This is a genomic window from Streptomyces sp. NPDC097595, assembly GCF_044761525.1.
Lineage (GTDB): Bacteria > Actinomycetota > Actinomycetes > Streptomycetales > Streptomycetaceae > Streptomyces > Streptomyces drozdowiczii_A.
On sequence record NZ_JBIWCN010000028.1, the window covers coordinates 42,885 to 59,778 of the forward strand.

At 69.4% G+C, this 16,894-nt stretch carries 15 protein-coding genes; 4 read left to right on the forward strand and 11 right to left on the reverse strand.

Translation table 11 applies throughout. The features are described from left to right. Positions 1-24 precede the first annotated feature (24 nt). The 3 genes from ACIQZN_RS32450 to ACIQZN_RS32460 are packed head-to-tail and all read right to left on the reverse strand — an operon-like array spanning position 25 to position 1,998. On the reverse strand, positions 25-729 hold the full coding sequence (locus ACIQZN_RS32450; RefSeq protein WP_109881860.1) for an ATP-binding protein: 705 nt from the start codon (positions 727-729) through the stop codon (positions 25-27). Beyond that, on the reverse strand, positions 729-1,748 hold the full coding sequence (locus tag ACIQZN_RS32455; RefSeq protein WP_404001710.1) for a hypothetical protein: 1,020 nt from the start codon (positions 1,746-1,748) through the stop codon (positions 729-731). Before ACIQZN_RS32455 ends, ACIQZN_RS32450 begins: the two co-directional genes overlap by 1 nt. A gap of 1 nt (position 1,749) precedes the next feature. After that, complete coding sequence (locus tag ACIQZN_RS32460) at positions 1,750-1,998, reverse strand: transcriptional regulator (RefSeq protein WP_404001713.1); 249 nt, start codon at positions 1,996-1,998, stop codon at positions 1,750-1,752. 503 nt (positions 1,999-2,501) lie between these two features. On the opposite strand from ACIQZN_RS32460, the gene ACIQZN_RS32465 reads away from it, so the two are divergent. After that, complete coding sequence (locus ACIQZN_RS32465; protein WP_129856960.1) at positions 2,502-2,948, forward strand: Secondary metabolite protein; 447 nt, start codon at positions 2,502-2,504, stop codon at positions 2,946-2,948. A 42-nt stretch (positions 2,949-2,990) separates the two neighbouring features. Here the strand turns inward: ACIQZN_RS32465 and ACIQZN_RS32470 are convergent, their stop codons facing one another. Beyond that, on the reverse strand, positions 2,991-3,836 hold the full coding sequence (locus ACIQZN_RS32470; RefSeq protein ID WP_404001716.1) for a helix-turn-helix domain-containing protein: 846 nt from the start codon (positions 3,834-3,836) through the stop codon (positions 2,991-2,993). Between the two features lie 440 nt (positions 3,837-4,276). On the opposite strand from ACIQZN_RS32470, the gene ACIQZN_RS32475 reads away from it, so the two are divergent. From ACIQZN_RS32475 to ACIQZN_RS32485, 3 genes are read left to right on the forward strand one after another with little or no spacing between them, the layout of a single operon-like run. Beyond that, a complete protein-coding gene (locus tag ACIQZN_RS32475; protein WP_238441908.1) occupies positions 4,277-4,726 on the forward strand; it encodes a regulator component in 450 nt (149 codons plus the stop codon). Further along, positions 4,723-5,907 carry an MAB_1171c family putative transporter gene (locus tag ACIQZN_RS32480; RefSeq protein ID WP_404001720.1) on the forward strand — a complete coding sequence of 395 codons (1,185 nt, stop codon included), beginning with the start codon at positions 4,723-4,725 and terminating at the stop codon, positions 5,905-5,907. Before ACIQZN_RS32475 ends, ACIQZN_RS32480 begins: the two co-directional genes overlap by 4 nt. 4 nt (positions 5,908-5,911) lie before the next feature. After that, the gene (locus tag ACIQZN_RS32485; RefSeq protein WP_404001723.1) at positions 5,912-7,090 is read left to right on the forward strand and encodes a cytochrome P450; all 1,179 of its coding nucleotides are present in this window, start codon (positions 5,912-5,914) and stop codon (positions 7,088-7,090) included. 185 nt (positions 7,091-7,275) lie between these two features. On the opposite strand, the gene ACIQZN_RS32490 is transcribed toward ACIQZN_RS32485, so the two are convergent. The 7 genes from ACIQZN_RS32490 to ACIQZN_RS32520 form a co-directional block, all read right to left on the reverse strand. Then, positions 7,276-7,785, reverse strand: coding sequence for a topology modulation protein (locus ACIQZN_RS32490; protein ID WP_268208987.1), 510 nt, complete (start codon positions 7,783-7,785; stop codon positions 7,276-7,278). A 188-nt stretch (positions 7,786-7,973) separates the two neighbouring features. Beyond that, complete coding sequence (locus ACIQZN_RS32495; protein ID WP_203183109.1) at positions 7,974-9,110, reverse strand: hypothetical protein; 1,137 nt, start codon at positions 9,108-9,110, stop codon at positions 7,974-7,976. A 90-nt stretch (positions 9,111-9,200) separates the two neighbouring features. Further along, the gene (gene fxlM / locus ACIQZN_RS32500) at positions 9,201-11,270 is read right to left on the reverse strand and encodes a methyltransferase, FxLD system (protein ID WP_404001726.1); all 2,070 of its coding nucleotides are present in this window, start codon (positions 11,268-11,270) and stop codon (positions 9,201-9,203) included. Positions 11,271-11,291: 21 nt separating this feature from the next. Beyond that, entirely contained in the window at positions 11,292-12,557 is a 1,266-nt protein-coding gene (locus ACIQZN_RS32505) for a lanthionine synthetase C family protein (RefSeq protein WP_404001729.1), read from the reverse strand. Continuing rightward, positions 12,554-15,649 (reverse strand): lantibiotic dehydratase, encoded by a 3,096-nt coding sequence (locus tag ACIQZN_RS32510; protein ID WP_404001732.1) that lies wholly within the window; start codon positions 15,647-15,649, stop codon positions 12,554-12,556. Before ACIQZN_RS32510 ends, ACIQZN_RS32505 begins: the two co-directional genes overlap by 4 nt. A 109-nt stretch (positions 15,650-15,758) precedes the next feature. Next, entirely contained in the window at positions 15,759-15,938 is a 180-nt protein-coding gene (locus tag ACIQZN_RS32515) for an FxLD family lanthipeptide (RefSeq protein ID WP_404001735.1), read from the reverse strand. A 188-nt stretch (positions 15,939-16,126) separates the two neighbouring features. After that, positions 16,127-16,780, reverse strand: a complete 654-nt coding sequence (locus tag ACIQZN_RS32520) for a hypothetical protein (RefSeq protein ID WP_327272348.1) — start codon at positions 16,778-16,780, stop codon at positions 16,127-16,129. Positions 16,781-16,894: the final 114 nt, after the last annotated feature.

Consider the following 16,894-nt stretch of genomic DNA (forward strand, 5'->3'; position numbering starts at 1 on the left):
TCCGGCGGGGTGGCCTGTGGAGGGTCAGGCGGCGGCGCTGTGGCGTCTGCGGTCGACGGCCTCAAACTCGACTCGGGTGGTCATCTGCGCGAGCCTGCTGGCGACTCGGTCCCCGAGGTAGGAACGCAGGTCCTTGATCGCCAGGTTGGTCGTGATCAGCGTGGGGAGTTCGTAGTTGTACCGCCGGTTGATCAGCCGGTACGTCACTTCCTCGACCCACTCGCTGGCCTTGGCCGCGCCGAGGTCGTCAATGATCAGCAGCGGGCACCGGCTGACGGCCGCCAGCTCCCGCTCACTGTCGACCCCGGGCCGGGGACGGAGATCGGCGTAGAGGTCGGCAGCGGTGGTCGCGCGCCAGCGAACACCGACCCCGCTCTGCACCAGCCCTCGCACCGCGCCGTACGCCTGGTGCGTCTTACCCGCGCCGACGACCCCGGCCATCAGCAGGCTAGGTCCGGTGGTGATCTGTCGTCGGGCTCCTCGGCTGGGTGCGACGGCCGCGTCGGTGACCTTCCGGACCCACTCCAGGACCGTGGGGTGGTCGGCGACAGCCGCTTGATAGCGCGGGGGCATCCCGGCCAGCAGGGCATCCAGCGGCGAGAAGGGCTCGGCGTCGTCGGTCAGCGCGGCGTCGGCCGGGTCGATGTTGCGGGCGGCCAGAATCCGGGCCATGCGCTCCAGCGTGGCTTCGTTGCCGAGGAGCTGCGGTTCGCGGTGACGGGTGTGCATCACAGCTCCTCGGCGTAGGCGGCAGACGCATTGGCCGGGTTGGTCCAGGCCTGGTGGGCGGGCACGTTAGGCCGGATTCCCAGCCGCGCCAAACCGCCGGGGCGAGCGTTCATCGCCTCGTTGACCATGCTGGTCAGCACGCTTGGGTGCTTCGGGTTGGCCGTGAAATTCGCCAGCCCGGCTCGGATGTGCGCCGGTGCGATGCCCTCGTCCAGGAGCTTCTTGATGATCCGCCCGAGGTGCCCGATCACGTCGCTCGGGGGGCGCTGGTCGCACCCGGCGACGTACTCCCCGACCAGGTCCTTGGCGGAGATGCCGACTGCGGGCGCTGTGCGCCCCGTAGGGAGAGAAGATCCAGGATCCAAGATCCTAGATCCAGGCGCCGAGCCTTCGGGCAGGCTTCGGGGAACGTTCGAGGAGTCCTCGGGGAATGCCTCCTGACCTGGGGTTTCCGCTCCGGAGCGGCCAGGGACGCCGACCAAGTGATCGGTGGCTGCCCGCCGGTCGGCCGGGGACACGATCACGCACCCGGAAGACGTCGAGGTGGCCTGGGCGGGCAGGTCGAGGGGTCGGGGAAAGTTCGGCGAGGTCTCGGCGAGTCCTCCGGGAGTGGTGGGCGAGCCCTCGGTCTGCTTTGTGCAGTTGCCCTTGCAGGGGCCGCACCGGCCGGCAGCCTGGTGCTGCGGGCACGAGGGCAGGCGGGACTGGCTCGGCTTGTCGATCTTCTGGTGCTCGGACCAGGTCACGATGTGGAGGTAGCGACGGCCGTCGCAGCCGGTGTAACGGCAGATCAGGCCGGCGCTCGCGAGCTGGTGGAGATCGTCCTCGACGTGGACCGAGGTGTGCTCGGCGCGCAGGGGCCACAGGAGCCCAGCGATGATCGCGGCGTTGTCGCGGTGCCGTCCGTGGTCGTCGGCCTGCGTGAGGAGGCCGAAGAAGGTCCGCTCGGCCTCGACGCTCACTCCGGCGAGCGACTCGGAGAAGAACGCCTCCGGCTTGATGGTGCGTATCCGGGCCATGTCAGCGGCTCCGACCGGCAGCGGCCAGGTCGCTGCAGGTGAGGGCGGCGCGCTGGATGTCGAAGGTGTGCGGCCGGGTCCAGTCCGCCTCCGGCCAGACCCGCAGGATCCAGCGCGCAGCGACCGTCGCCGTCGTCCGGCTCACCTCCAGGGTCTTCCCGCCCTCGTCCCGGATAGCGGCACGCGGGTGTGGCCATGCCCGGCTCGGGTCGGTGAGGCTGACTCGGATCGTGGCCGCGCCCGGGATCATCTCTGCGAGCTGAGCAGCGAGACGGTGCTGTCGTTGGGTATCCGGGCATGCCGGGTTGACGCTCGGCGTGGCGAGCATGTGATACTCCGTTGTTCGTAGGAACGCGGTGCGGCGGTTCTCGTGCAAAAGCCCCGCCGCCCGCGAGATGTGAATCGATGCCCCTCGGGGTTGTCGGCCCGACGCCTCGGGAGTTGGTAGCTCCCGGGCGCCGGTCTCCTTCGCCCCTGCGGGCTCATGGCCCGTGTGCGTACATCACCCCTCCCCTCCTGGCTCACCCGACCGGTGATTCATTTGCGCGGACCAGGACCATATGGCGAGCCCTGACACAAGTCCAGCCCCTCCATATGCCCTGACCAGGCACTGAACACTGCACTGGATGACTCCAAGCTTCAACGTACACCGCAGTTGCGCACTTCCGTCAACTGTAGTGGCGATACACATAGCACCCTGGTCATGATCACCACTGAAGTGGATACGATGGTGGGCATGACGAAGGGCTGGAGATGACCGAGAGGAACGAGCGCACCTTTGCGGAGCTGCTCGACTACTTGTTCCGGGAGGTGCACCCGAAGGGGCGCAGCCCGTACACGTACGCGGAGGTGTCTCAGGGCATCCGCGACACATCAGGCGTGACCATCTCCGCAAGCGCCATCCAGCAACTTCGAACCGGGACCAACACGAACCCGAAGATGCAGACCATCCGGGCTCTGGCCGGGTTCTTCGGGGTGAGTGCGGGCTACTTCTTCGACGAGGCGGAGGCCGAGCGGCAGCGCGCGGAGATCCAGGTGGTTGCCGCCATGCTCGACCAGGGGGTGCGCCGGGTCGCCTTGCGCGCTAACGGACTCAGCGCGTCCAGCCTGAACATGCTGAACACCGTGATCGACCAAGCCCGTCGACTTGAGGGCATGCCGGATGAGGCGGACGAATCAGGGCTGCTCGACGACGAGTGAGGACATCTCCGTTTTATTCCGGAGTATGCCCCCTCCTGGCGCTCAGGAGCCGGCACCGCCTTCGTCGACTTCCATCAGCACGACCACCCGAAGGTGATCACTACGCATCGGCCGCAATGCGACGATGCGGATCGCGACCTCCCGCCCCTGGTGGTACGGAAGCCTGAGCCGGCGGAAGTCACCGTGCGAATGCTCGGCCATCTCGCGACGCTCCCACATCTCCCGTGCGGCCGGAGATTCCACGAGAATGTCGCGCTCCAGTTGCCGCAGCGCCTCGTTCTCCGGGTGATGCGCGCGCTCATAGCGAATCTGCCCAAGAAATGGGCGCGCCCAGTCCTGCTCCCAGTTCACGAGTTGCTTGCGGGCCTCCGGGTCCAGAAGTGCCCATCTCATCTGATTGGCCCGGCAAGTGACCCAGGGGAACCAATCCACCAGCGGACCGTTATAGCCGATCACGTTCCACGCGAGGTCCGTCGCGAAGGCCGGATTGGGAGTCTGACCGTCCAAAAACCGCTGGAGTAGAAACTCGTCCACTTCCGCAGACCTGTCCGCCTCCAGCACGACAGCAAGCGCTGGAGGGCGGCCGACGGCCCTCAAGTACAGCGCGCGACGCTCGGCGGGGCTCAGCCCGAGCACCGATGAGATCCGATCGAGGAAGTCGGACGAGTACTGGGCTTCATTGCCGCGCTCCAGCTCGCGATACCAACGCTCACTGACGCCCGTCAGGCGGGCCACGTCACGCTGCGTGAGCCCGTCACCCCGGCGCCCCGTAGACACCAAGCCCGGGATTCGTCGAGGATTCGCCCGTCTACGCCACGCCCGTAACAGCTCAGGCAGGGACTCGCCGACGGGGTCACCACTTTCACCCCGCCCGCCCCGAGAATCCATAACGCGAGACTAGGGGCCGCTATTGAGTGACGTACACCACAACCTGCATGAAATGCCTGACGAATGATCATGAGTCAGTCATTCAGCGTAGTCAGACATAACGGGTAGTCGATCCTTCAATTACTTGCGACGTCGCACCCTCCACCCCGAGATAGCGAGCACAAACCCGCTCGGACCACGCTCGGGAAACTCGCCATCCACAGCTCCAGCGCTCCTCGCGATCACCCTTCGTAACCGGAACTCTCGGTTCCCGGAAGTGTGAGTTCCGCCTTCCGCTTGGCATCCTCATCGCTGGTACTCACTAGCGAGTTGGCGCACCGCCGAAGCCGAGGAGGGGGACTTGCGTGCCTTTGCCAGAAATCGACGAGAGCCGACTTCGCACATCATGTGAGGAGCAGGTTGATCTACTGTCCCTGCCACACCGCTTCAGCACGCGTGATTTGCGTGACGCGATAGCAGATCTCCGCGGCAAGCCGATCGTCATGGCGCCGCTGAATACGCTCGGCGCAGTCGACGCGCCATGTGGGATAAGGATCGAAACCCCGACGGTCGACCTCCTTTACTACGAGGAAGGTACGTCTATCCACCACCAGAGACACATCCTGACTCACGAGCTGTGCCACGTGTACTACGACCACCCGGGGAGTCTGGAGGTCGACACGGACATGGCCCGCATCCTCGGTGTGAACCCCACGCTGGTGACGCGCATGTCCGGGCGCACGAGCTACTCGACGGCCGACGAACGGGAAGCGGAGATGATGGCGACGGTCATCCGCCAGCGCATCTACCGCGAGCGTGAATCTCCCTCTCTGCGGCCGAAAAAGGGGCCGGACAGCTGGGACGCACTCTTTGCCCAGCCCATCAGGAAGCGGCGGTTCCGCTCACGATGAACACCGTCTTCCTCGGCATGGCCTCCCTGCTCGCTGCGGCTTCCGGCTACTGGGTGCTCGGGCGAGGCACGCCACGTCCGACCGGAACGTGGGCCATGGGTGCGCTCCTCGCATCGTTCGCCTTGGCCTTCGCCTCCTACGCACCGCTGTTCGAGGACGCTGCCGAGACGGCAGTACCGCACGTCGCCCGGTTGCTGAGCAACTGCGCCTCGGTGGCAGCCGCCACGGCAGTCCTGGCCGTCTCCTTCCAGCTCAACCTCGAGCCCGCGGAGGCACAGCGCCGGATCCGACTGCGCCTCTTCCTCCTCGCCGGGTCGGCCTTCGGCATGACCATCCTGTTCGCCTACGAGCAGATGGCCCACCGCTCTCCGCAGGCGTACGCGCTCTACCTGCTCCTGTACATCTCCTACCTGAGCTTCGCCGTCGTCGACTTCCTGGTGCAAGTCGTGCGCCAGTCGAAGTCAACGCGCCGCAGCAGCGTACGAATCGGTCTCCGGTTGGCAGCGGTTGGCTGCGGATTCGCGCTCGTCTACACGGCGTACAAGCTGACGCGGCTCCTCGATCTGGGTCTGGGTCTCCACCTCATACCCGACCACCCGGAATGCTCGTCACTCGTGACCATGCCGTGCGTCTTCAGCGTGACCTCGCCAGCACTTGCCGTCCTCCTGATCTGCCTCGGCCTCACTCTGCCTGCTGTGGTCTACCCGCTCAGCCAGGCCCGCCGCCGCCGATGGGAGGCGCAGTCCTTCGAGGCGCTCGGCTCCCTCTGGCAGGACCTCTCAGCTGCGATGCCCGAGATCGTCCTGACCGCCGCAGACGATGCCCAGAACTCTTCGAATGACTCGGACTTCCTGCTCCAGCGGCGGGTCATAGAGATCAGCGACGGCAGCCTCGCCCTTCGGGCGTTCCGACCTCGGGCAGTACAGGAGGCGGCCCAGGACGCTTTCGGCACTGGGACAGAGGAACGTGCTGCGGCAGTCGAGGCGGCTGTCGTGAAGGCAGCGCTGGCCGGCTTGAAAACAGGCCGCGTCGCCGACGACGTCGCCCCGCCAGCCGCGGGTGCCGCCTCCCGGAAGGATCTGCGGGCAGCCACGGAGTGGCTCCTTCTGGTAGCTGACGCTTACGTCAACCGTGTCGGGCGTGTCAGAGACGATGGCCGGCCAGAACTGGTTGGAGCCTGAGAGCATGACCGACCCGACGCAGGACCCCCGCTTCGCCCAGGACCCCTACCCCACGTACGCGGCCATGCGGTCCACGTGTCCGGTACAGCCCGTGCCCGCGGGCTCCGGCGGGCGTACCAGTTACCTCGTCACCGGCTACGCCGAAGCCCGGGAAGCCCTCGGCGACGCTCGGCTGTCGAAGGACACAGCCGCATTCTTCGCCGGTAAGGGCACACAGCGTCGGCTACACCCTGCTGTGGCTCACACCATGCTCGCCAGCGACCCACCGCAGCACACCCGGCTGCGCAAGCTGGTAACCAAGGCGTTCACGACCGGAGCCGTCACGAAGCTCCGTCCCTTCATTGCCCAGGTCACCGAGGAGCTGCTGGATCAGTGGCCCGTCGGCGAGCAGTTCGACTTCGTGGCCGGCCTCGCGGTCCCCCTACCGGTCCTGGTGATCTGCGAGCTACTCGGAGTACCGGAGGGAGACCGGTCCGACATCCAGCGGTGGTCCGCAGAACTGTTCGCGGCGGGAAGACCTGACGTCGTCGACGCGGCCTCGCATTCGATGGCCGATTACATGACCAGCCTTATCGCCGCCAAGCGCCTGTCCCCCGGTACCTCTTTGCTTGACCGGCTCATCTCGGCTCGCGACGGAGACGATCACCTGAGCGAGGAAGAACTGGTCTCTCTCGCGGTGCTGCTGCTCGTAGCCGGGCACGAGACCACCACCAACTTCCTCGGCAACGCCGTCCTGGCGCTGCTTCAGCACCCGGCACAGCTGCATCGTCTTCGGGAGAATCCAGACGACGTCCCTGCTGTGCTCGACGAGCTGCTTCGGTTCGAGTCCCCTGTCAGTACAGCCACATTCCGCTTCACCACCGAAGCGGTCAGGCTCGGCGCCACGGACATCCCGGCCGGTGTACCGGTGCTGGTCGCTCTCGGAGCAGCCAACCGGGACCCGAAACGGTTCCCCTCGCCGGACATTCTCGACCTGGAGCGAGACACCGCTGCCCATCTCAGCTTCGGCCACGGCATCCACCGCTGCGTCGGCGCTCCTCTCGCCAAGGCCGAGGCTGAGATCGCCCTACGGATGATCCTGACGCGGTTCCCCGAGGTTCGACTTGCCGTTCCGTCTGATCGACTGGCGTGGCGGCACACCCGTCTCGTTCGCGGGCTCGCGTCGCTCCCTGTCCTGGTGTAGCCGCTCGCCAAGCCCTCAGCAGACCGTCTGCTTGCCGTGCGCGCGGAAGTCATGTTTCTGCCTCGGGGCGAGCAGGATGCTGGCTCGCGCCAAATCTTCTGGAGTCCCCACCGCTATGCCATCGTCCGCGACAAACGGATTGGGCTCGTTCATCCCGCGCCCCCAGACAGGGGTGCGCGAGCCGGTCAGGACTGCTCGACGGCCACCTTCCGCAACCAGCGGCGCGTTTGGCGCCGGTTGGCCAGCAACACCACGTCGGCGCCCGCGCCGAACTCCTCGATCTTCGCCATCACGCGGGGTCGCATCTTGCGCCGGTACGTGGCGACGTACTTGATCACGCCCCAGTGGATACGGTTGTGCACTCCGTTGCCCTTGTGGCCGGCCCCGTGCCGGATCTGCCGGGAGAAGATCCCGTACAGGGCCGCCACGGTCGACACGTCCATCAGGACCACCGTGTCGCAGGCTTCGAGCCGTACCTGCAGCGTCGAGTTGTAGTTGCCGTCGATCACCCACCGCGGCTGCGAGACCAGCTCGCGCTGCACGTCGGTGAACTTGTTCATGGGCAACGCGTTCCACTGGTCGTCGTAGAACGCGGCGTCGAGGTGCGTCACCGGGGCGTCGAGGACCCTGCCGAGCTCACGGGCCACGTGGGACTTGCCACTGCCTCCGCAGCCGACGATGGCGACCTTCCTCATGGTGCTCCAGCGTAGAGAGGTTGAGGTGATCGGCGAGCCGACTCGCGGGACGTGCTGTGTCTGGCCTCTCTCCTACCTGTTCAGTTCGTCGCTCATAGAGCCCTCTACCGACGATGAGCGTCGCTACGCGCCCTGGCTCCCCTGGTGCTCGACGCCGGGCAGGGTGGGCTGCTCTGGCTGCCCAGGCGTTACGCCTCAGCCCGGTGCACCAGTCCCTCCTGCTGTGGGCGGGAGTGTCCGACGCTGGCGCGGATCACCTCGTCGCTGCCCCGCAATGCCTCTGTCATCCTTGCGAGCCAGGGCTCGGGGAGGCTGCCGCTGCCCAGCGCGCATGCACGGACAAGCTGTCGGGCCGCCTCGATCTGGTGCGGCTCGGCGAGGCTGGTGAACCGGTGGTCAGCCAAACACTCGCGAGCGGCGTAGCCGTCGGTCGCCGCGGCGGCCCGGCGGTGGAGCTCTGCAACCATCCGGTGCGCTGCGTCTTCCTGGTGCGGCTCCAGCAGGCCCAGGATCGTCAGGCCGAGGCGCGTATCGAAGACGGTCATGCCCTGGTCGGGTTGGTGCTCGACGTAGTCCTCGACCAGCGTGTCGAGGAGGGGTACGGCCGGGCCGCGAAGGGCCTTTCTGCACATCACGTCGAGGCAGCCGGTGACGGCGTTCTCCCAGCGTTCTCCGGGTGTGGTCATGGTGATGAGCGCTGCGGCGTCGGTGGGGGTGTGGCTGAGTGCGGCCAGGACGGCGACCTGGCGGCCGTCCAGCATGCGCTGCCCGATGCCCCGGTGTTCCTCGATGTGGGCCAGCGCCTCCGCCCAGCGGCCGGCCGTGGTCAGGGTGCGGGTGCCGTCGGCCAGGACTACCTTCCACAGCCAGGTGCGCACCTCGTGGCGGTCGCTGTCGGTGAGGGTGAGGTCGGCCGGGACGTGGACCCCCTCGAACTGAGCGCTGGTGCCTTTGGTGACGGCGTCGAAGAGGTGCAGCAGACGGTGGCGCCCGTCGTCGGCGGCGCCCGCGCGGATCTGGAGGCGGGCGAGGTTCACCACGGGTTCGAGGGCGCGGATCGCGGTCATGCCGGGCAGGGGGGTGGCGTGGAGGTAGGCGGCGGCGTGCTGGTGGCACATCTTCCGCGCGAGGTCGGGCAGCCCTAGGTCGGAGGCAATGAGGGCGGCCTGGTTGTAGACGGCCGAGGCGAGGCCCTGGTCAGCCTTTGCGGCTGCGGCGTCGGCGAGTTCGGCCAAGCCGTGCACGCGCCGGGGCAAGGGCAGGCACGCGGGTCGGAATCGGTAGATAAGCGGAAAGCGCTGGGCTATGGGTCCGTTCAGGTCCATGAGGTCCCCCGGGGATGAAGACGACGAGGAGCGGGGAAGGGCCGCGTGGTGCCCGCCGGCCTGTCGGCAGGCACCACGCAGGCGGATCAGCTACTGCCAGGTGACGCGGACGCGGTTCAGCGGGGTGCCGAGGACGAAGACACCGGGCTGCTCGTCCGCGGGCGCGTCGAGTGGCAGGATCTCGAAGGTGGCGACCCGGCCGCGGTACTCGCGGTCCCAGGCGCGGACGGCCTCGGCGACCTTGGCGGCCAGCTCGTCGCTCCCGGGGCCGTGGCCGATGACGCCGAACTCCCAGAGCTTGTCGCCCTCGGGGGTCTTCTGCTCCGAGGGACGCCGTGCGAGATAGGTGACGGCGCCCTTCTCGACGGCGGCCGTGGCCGAGGGGTAGGGGTCATCGGTCAGCACCGTGCCCTTGGCGGACTGAGGGAAGAGCATCCGGATCAGCCCGGATGGCACGACGCAGGAGACGAACAGCTCCATCCATTCCGGGGACTCCCCCGCGCAGACCGTCATCCCGGTCCACTCCTCGACGCGCGGCTGGTCAAGGACACCGGCAAGGGCGTCGGCGTCGAGCGCCAGGCCGGCCGGGGCCTGGAGGCGCACGGCGCCGTCCGTGCTGAGCGGCACGGCGCGGCGGTCGTCGTCGGCGATGCCCCGGCGCAGCGGCATGAAGGTGTTCATCTCCGAGCCGACCGAATGCCACCGGCCTTCGCGCGCCACGTAGATGATGGAGCGCGAGACGCTGCCCGTGAGTCGCTGCGGGGTGACGAGTCGGCCGCCCTCGGCGAGCTGGTCGAGCCAGGCGTGGGGGATGCCGTGCGCGCCGACGGTGGCGATGATCCGGTCGTACGGGGCACCTTCGGCATGGCCGAGGGCGCCGTCGCGCGTCAGGGCTTCGACGTTGGTGGCTCCAGCGGCGGCGAGGTGGGCTCGGGCGCCTTCGACCAGGTCGTCATCGACGTCGATGGTGGTGACGTGTCCGCTCGGGCCGACGAGGTGGCCGATCAGGGCGGCGTTGTAGCCGGTACCGGCGCCGAGTTCGAGGATGTGCTCGCCCGGGTGGGCTTCGAGCTGGTCCAGCATGAGGGCGACGACGGCTGGCTGGGAGGCGCAGGAGATCGAGGTGCCCTCGGGGTCGTACTTCACGTTGACCGGGCTGTTGTCGTAGGCGTCGGCCAGCGAGGTGTCAGGGACGAACAGGTGCCGGGGCACGGTGCGCAGGGCGGCCTCGACCGCGGGGGTGCGGGCGTGGCCGTCGGCCTTGATCTGGTCGACCAGGGCGTTGCGGAGCTGTTCGGCGTTGGCCCCGGGGGCGGTGAGTGTGTCGGTGTTCACCGTGCTGACGCTATGGGCCGCAAAGCCTGATTCTGTTGCTGACGCGGTGTTTTCACTCGAACCCATGATTGCCTCTCGTGCGATGTTGAACAGGGTGTGCTGGTCGGCGGACGGCAGACCGGCACGGTTGGCGTGGAATATGGCGTGGTGCGCGATGACGGCGCGTAGTCCGCGGGTCAGGTCGCCCTGGGCGGCAAGGTAGGCGAGCGTGGTGCCGACACGCTCGAAGGCGGCGACCCAGTCGCCGTGGCCGTCCAGCGGCCCGCGCTCGCGGCACAGGCTGCGGGCTTCGGTGGTCATCAGAGTCCGCATTGCCGAGGTAAGGCGCGGAGACCCGGGCGTGCCGGTACCGGGGCGTAGTGCGGAGACCTTCGCCCACACGTCGCCCTGCTCGAACCAGTCGAGACCCGAGGCGCGCATCAGGCTGCTCATCAGCAGGATGGCGGTCTCGCGCCGCCCCAGGTGCCCGTCCTTGACGGGATAGGTGAGCAGGTGGCGGCTGTCCTCGTGGAAGAGGGCGTGCGCGGACGTCATGGCGTCCGCCCCGCCGAACGCCTCGGTCTCCGGCTCGTAGTTCCCGGTCGTGCAGGACTGTGCGGTGCCGTCGGCCACCCACTCGTGCAGCAGAGTCAGCACGGTCGGTGACGGCTGGTCGGCGACGTACCGGAGGCGCCAGGGCTGCTTGTTCATGAACCACCAGCCGCTGAACTGCCCGTCGGCCTCGGCGGCGAGCAAAACGGGGGCGAGGCGTTCCGTGACAGCCCGTCGCCCGGTGTCCTGGTCGGGGAAGGTGATGTTGTGCTGCTGCCAGCGGTCGGGGCACATCGAGAAGTCCTTCGGTCGGGTTCAGGCGGTGAGTAGGCAGGCGTCCCAGGCCGTGCGGGGCGGGTCCGTGCTGTCCGCGGTGAGCAGTCCCAGCGCGGTTCCGGCGGCGCCGTCGAGGAGACCGGCGCCCGCCGCGTCCTTCAGCAGCAGGGCGGCGGCGTCGCCGGGGGCGGAGCCGGGCGGGACCAGCACGGTGAGAAGGACGGGGATGGCTGCGCGGAGCTGGCCGGCGGTGGCCCGGTCGGCATCGGCGGCGGCACGCGCCGCGATGTGGATCAAACCGGCGAAGCCGTGGCACAGGCCGTTGTCCGTCGTGACGCGAAGCTGCACGCGGTCGCTCAGCGCGTCCAGCAAGTCGGCCTCGGCCTCGACCTGGAAATCGCTGTCGCCGAGGGCGAGCGCGGCGAGCTGCTGGGCACGGGCCAAGCCCGCGGTGCCGTAGCACCAGCTCGGCCGCCGCGGTGCCGAGGCCGCGGGCCGCCCGCTGCGCAGTTCCTCGCGGGTTATCCAGTACGGCCAAGCCGTGCCGCGCCCGGTGGGCACCTTCCACCGCTCCAGCCAGGCCAGGATGGTGCGCATCGCCTGATGGTGGCCGGTGACGGTGGTGCCGCGGCGGGCGGCGAGCGCCAGCAGCGCGAGGACCGCGCCGATGCCGTGCGCCATGCCGTGGTTGGCGTGCCCGCCGGGGAAGTGGTCGTCCGGACGGCCGGACGGCCCGGTCAGTACCCACCAGCCCGGCAGGCGTTCGCGGCTGTGGATGACCGGCTCGGTCAGGCGCACGCAGTAGTCGAGAACGGCCCGGGTCACCGGGCCCGCCGGGTCGCGGCGCAGCAGGTAGGCGCCGTACCCGCTCAGGCCCCGGATGGCGTCGAACTCGGCGAGCGCCGGAAGCTGCGAGGCGTCGATCCGGCGGTGCGCGAGGTCAAGGCGCCTCCGGGCGTCCGCCGTCACCTGCCGGTCCAGCACATCGAGGCCGCGCCGGTAGGAGTCCGGAAGCTGGTCGGCGGCGCACGCCACGGCATGGGCGAGCGCCGGGGCGCCGTAGAAGGGGTGGCTGTCGGGTCCGCTGGTGAAGGGCTCGCGGGTCGCGGCGGCCAGCCAGTCGTGGGCGCGCTGCCAGGGGGCAAGCCCGGCCGCGGCGCGTTCGATGTGCAACAGGGCGATGCCTGTCGGGCCGTAGGCGAGGTGTTGCCGGCTGGCGTCGTCAGTGGCCGCCGTCGGCGCCTGGTCGGGGTGGGCGAGCCGGTCGGCGATGGCGGCGGCCACCGCGGCTGCTGTGTGGGTCACGGTCGCCTCCCGGCACGGGCGGTGAAGGCCAGGGCGGCGGCCCGGGCCAAGTACTGGCAGACCTCTTCCTCGGGGAAGTCCACCGCGACATGCCGCACGAAGTGGACGTGCAGCAGGGAGGCCAGCACGCCGTCCACGGCGATGCCGTCGGCGTGGGGGCCGGACAGGTGCGGCCCGTACGCGGCGAGCGCAGCGGTGCGCTCGGCCCAGGCGTCCACGATCGCGGCGCCGCCGGGCGCTGACCGCAGGGCCGCCCAGTCACCGCGCGGGTCTGCCAGCCGCACGGCGGCGGTGAACTGCGAGCGGGGTACCGGGTTTGGTGCGGTCGGCTCGATGTGGTCGATCAGCCAGCGCGCGCCGGCGTCCGGGCTGCCGAGGAGGGCGGAGGTGATGGCGAAGAAGTGCGCGGCCACGAGCGTGCGCTGCGCGGGCCGGACGGGCTGGGCGAGCTGCGCCACCGTGGCCAGTGAGTCCGCGCGGAACACGGCCTCGGCCGCGTCCCATGCCGGTCCGGAGCCCCACCGGCCCGTCTCGCGGTAGGAGGTGGGGTAGCGCAGGTCCGCCAACAGCCCAGCGGTCCGCAGCTCGTCGGCCCAGACGCTGACCGTGTGGGTGGTGTCGGCGAAGTCCTCCGGGTCCGGCAGCGCGATCCGCAGGCGAAGGTGCTGCTGGGGGTCGCGGAATCGGACGTACCACCAGCGAGGAAAGCCGAGGCGCCGCATCAGGTCGGGCACGTGCCGGGTCAGCAGGGCGTCTTGACGCCGCGGGTCGCCGTACAGGGCTACGAGGAGCACTGGGGAGGTGGCCGGGGTCTGGATCTGGGCTGGGGAGAGCGTGCGGGCGGTGGTCGGCGTGGGAAGGGCAGGCCAGGCCGGAGACCGGACCGCTTTGAGGGGCACCGCGATCTCGTGGGCCCGGCCCCCGGTCCAGCCGTCCGCCCCGGGAAGAGCGGCTTCCGTCAGCAGCGCCGTACCGGCGCGGTCGAGGTGCTGGCGCAGCAGGCTCCGGTGGCCGGGCTCATCGAGGTCGAGCGGCAGGCGCCGGTCGTCTTGGACGAGGTGCACGTGCTGCGGCAGGCGCCGGCGCTCCCGCCAGCCGGACAGCGCCGCGTCCCAGTCCGCGCCGGGGCGGTGACGGTCGGGGAGGTCGCCGGCCTCCAACCTCCAGCGGGCCGCGACCAGCACGATGCGGCCGTAGCGCAGGCGAGGGAGGAACGGCATCGCTGCGGCGGCGCCCCAGTCGAACCGGGTGACCTGGGCGTTCTGCGCCCGGGACACCTCGGTGATCAGCCGCGCCAGCGGCGGGGTGTGCTCGGCAAGGTTCAGTGCATGCATGCCGACGGCCTCGACGCGCAGCCCGCGGTCCGGAGCCGCCAAGTACATCCGGCGGCCGTCGCACGCCAGCGCCAGATCCGCCGGCGAGAGCACTGCGGCGTCGGGGGCGCGGTGCTCCTGCAGGCTGATCACCAACGGCAGCACGCGCGGGGTTCGGGTGACGTGGGTGCTGTCGGGCAGCAGCGCGGGGAAGGAAAGCTGCGCCGCCACCGTGCCCTCGTCAGCCGTGGGTAGGTCAGCCAACTCCGCGCGCAGGCACTCGCGTTGTGTGGCCGAGAGGACGCTGAGGAAGCGTCCGGCGGTAACCCCGGCTCCGCGTGAAACGCTGGTCAACTCCACGGTGAACCGCCCACGGCGGACTTCGGCGAGGGTGGCCGCGTGCAGCCGCACACTCACCTCCAGGTGGGACGGTATCCGCGGCTCCTGCGGGCCTCGGTCCAGGGCGGCCACGATCTCGTCGGTCAGTACGACTTCGTCGCGGCCGTCGAGCGCGGCGGCCTGGGCGAGGCCGAGCAGCACGTCGTCCCGCGGCGACAGGCGCCGGCGGCTCGCTCCGGTCGGCCCGCCCGGGTATCCGTCGGGGTAGCCGATGCCGCTGTCCGCGACCACCTCCAGCAGCGGCACCATCGTGCCGACGCCGAACCGTTCGTAGAACCGCTGGTGGTACTCGTTCCACGGCTCGGTGCCGTACGGGCGGGCGCAGATCCTGGTGAGGATCGTGGCGGCGCGCTCGACCTCGCGGGCGACCAGATCGGGGAGCACCACGGTGGCGTCCAGGCACAGGTCCAGGGCGAGCGGGTGACGGCGGAGGCCCGGCACCAGATCGCGCATCCGGGTCGCTACGGCGTCCCGGCCCTCTGTGGTGCCGCACTGCTCCAGCCCGGTGTGGACGGCGCGTAGCTCCCGGACGACGGGTGCCAGAAGACGAATGTCCTCGGCACGGACCGCGTCGAGCTGGGTGACGAGGTGACCGAGCACGTCGGTCTCGGTCGCCGGCGCGTGGAGGTTGGTGATCAGCACGCGCCGCTGCACCAGGCCCGCGAGGAGCCGCTTGCCGCGCTCCGGGGCCACGGCCGGGAACTCGGCCATCAGCTTCTCGGCGAGTTCCCCGATCCGGATCGGCGCGTCAGCCGCGCGGAGGATAAGCCGGACCGGCGCCGACAGCTCGACGGACGCCTCGACCGCTCGCCGCTGCCCGGTCGGCCCGTCGTCCTGGTAGGGGACGACGAGACTGCCGTCGCGCTCGAAGGTGGTGTTGTTGACGACGACCGACAGGAGCGGCAGCAGCTCTCCGCTCCTTTCTAACTGCTCGATCAGCCTCCCCACCCACTCCGCACCGGCGCGGGCCACGACCACGTGGTTCTGGCCCCAGCGAGAGTGGGGCTCGGCGTTGAAGGTGGCCGTGGTGACTCCGGCGAACAGTCCGAACGGTGTGGGTCGGTGCAGCGCGCGCAGGAGGTAGCGCGCCACCGACACTCCAACGCGGCGGACTTCGCGGGTAGAAGGGGAGTTAGCACTTTCCAGGACCTCGACTTCGGCGGCGAGAACCGGGCTGGCATGGCGGAGGGCCTGTGCGATGCCCGGGTCGTGCCAGATGCTGCGAATCCAGGCGAGGCGTCCGGTGGTGACTTCCTCCAACTCCTCGGCTCGGAAGGACCGGTCGTCGAAGTCCGGTAGGGGAAGCTGGGTCACCGACGGTCGAGCGGCTGCGCGCACCAGGGCGGTCGCGCCCGCCTTGAACGCTGGGGATATAGCCACGTGACGTGTCCCTTCGTGCTCTGGAGGGGCGGTCGGAGCCGACGCGCCGAGTAGCGCGACAGCACCGACCGCGGTTCATGACCTGATGACCGGGTTCAGACGGTCAGGGTCAGTCGGTGAAGGTGACGCAGGCACCGCAGGAGCTGCCGCACCCGTCGTCGGTCAGGACGGTCAGCCCGGCCGCGTCGGACACCTCCAGGAGGGAGACGTTCAGGTCGAACCCGTCCGACTGGCCGCCGGCCGCCGACTCCTGGACCTGGGTGGTGCTCTTGGGGACGATTCGCATCATAACGACTCCAGGTGATTCGTTGGTGTGTAGGACAGGTGGTGCTTGCCAGCGCACTGAGGACCGTGGCGTAGCGACGGGGCTGCGCCATGGGTTCAGGTTCTGGCCATCCCGGTCCGATGGTCCGGCCGGGAAGCCCTGGGGTGCCGCTCGACGGTCCGGTCCTTTGCCCAGGACCGTCGAGCAGCCGTCTATGCGGCGGGCACAAGATCGTCCAGGCTGACGACCTCGTAGTCCCGCAGTTCGCGTACGAGCTGAGAGGCGAGGAACCACCCGATCTGGGGGTGGTTGTAGGGCAAGGGAGCGTCCGAGGCGGCGAGGGGCTGGATGCCGTCGGCGGTGTACTGGTATGGGGTGCCGATGACGCCGTAGAGCGGGAACCGCGTGGCCAGCAGGGCGACGTGTCCCTTGCTCCTGAGCCGGGGGCACCGCCGGGCCGCCATCCGGGCGTGCTCCAGACACACCGGCGGCTGCGCGGTCTTCACCGGCCCGGTGTAGTCGTCGCCGTCGTCGGCCGTCTCTACGAAGAGGATGCCGTCGCTACGCTTCAGCGGGACCGTGCACACCTGGCAGCGCAGGAGCGCCATCGTGATGCGCTGGCGGAGCGGGTGCACCAGCCGCCACCTCGGGTTCCCGGTGGGCTGTCCCGCGAAGCCGAGTGACATGGAGTACCGGGCCCACAGCACGCCGCGGAGATCTCGGTCGGGCCCTGCCTCGTCCTTGTACCCGAGCCGCGGGCGCCGGTCAGGACCGATGCGTACGTTCAGGTTGAGGAGGGAGTCCGCCTCTTCGCCTTCACGGGCGGTGATGTACGGAACGACCAGGTCGGCTGCGGTGATCGTCATGCCGCGCTTCCGACCGTGAGCGCGAGCGGCCGGTGGGGGGCGACGATTCGGCCGTCGGGGAGGAGTTCTCCGGTGTCCTCGACTATGTCCATCAGTCTTGTGGGTGTCTTTGAT

Coding starts and splice junctions, on each gene's coding strand:
- ACIQZN_RS32450 (WP_109881860.1), bottom strand. CDS start 729: ATGCACACCCGTCACCGCGAACCGCAGCTCCTCGGCAACGAAGCCACG.
- ACIQZN_RS32455 (WP_404001710.1), bottom strand. CDS start 1,748: ATGGCCCGGATACGCACCATCAAGCCGGAGGCGTTCTTCTCCGAGTCG.
- ACIQZN_RS32460 (WP_404001713.1), bottom strand. CDS start 1,998: ATGATCCCGGGCGCGGCCACGATCCGAGTCAGCCTCACCGACCCGAGC.
- ACIQZN_RS32465 (WP_129856960.1), top strand. CDS start 2,502: ATGACCGAGAGGAACGAGCGCACCTTTGCGGAGCTGCTCGACTACTTG.
- ACIQZN_RS32470 (WP_404001716.1), bottom strand. CDS start 3,836: ATGGATTCTCGGGGCGGGCGGGGTGAAAGTGGTGACCCCGTCGGCGAG.
- ACIQZN_RS32480 (WP_404001720.1), top strand. CDS start 4,723: ATGAACACCGTCTTCCTCGGCATGGCCTCCCTGCTCGCTGCGGCTTCC.
- ACIQZN_RS32485 (WP_404001723.1), top strand. CDS start 5,912: ATGACCGACCCGACGCAGGACCCCCGCTTCGCCCAGGACCCCTACCCC.
- ACIQZN_RS32490 (WP_268208987.1), bottom strand. CDS start 7,785: ATGAGGAAGGTCGCCATCGTCGGCTGCGGAGGCAGTGGCAAGTCCCAC.
- ACIQZN_RS32495 (WP_203183109.1), bottom strand. CDS start 9,110: ATGGACCTGAACGGACCCATAGCCCAGCGCTTTCCGCTTATCTACCGA.
- fxlM (WP_404001726.1), bottom strand. CDS start 11,270: ATGTGCCCCGACCGCTGGCAGCAGCACAACATCACCTTCCCCGACCAG.
- ACIQZN_RS32515 (WP_404001735.1), bottom strand. CDS start 15,938: ATGATGCGAATCGTCCCCAAGAGCACCACCCAGGTCCAGGAGTCGGCG.
- ACIQZN_RS32520 (WP_327272348.1), bottom strand. CDS start 16,780: ATGACGATCACCGCAGCCGACCTGGTCGTTCCGTACATCACCGCCCGT.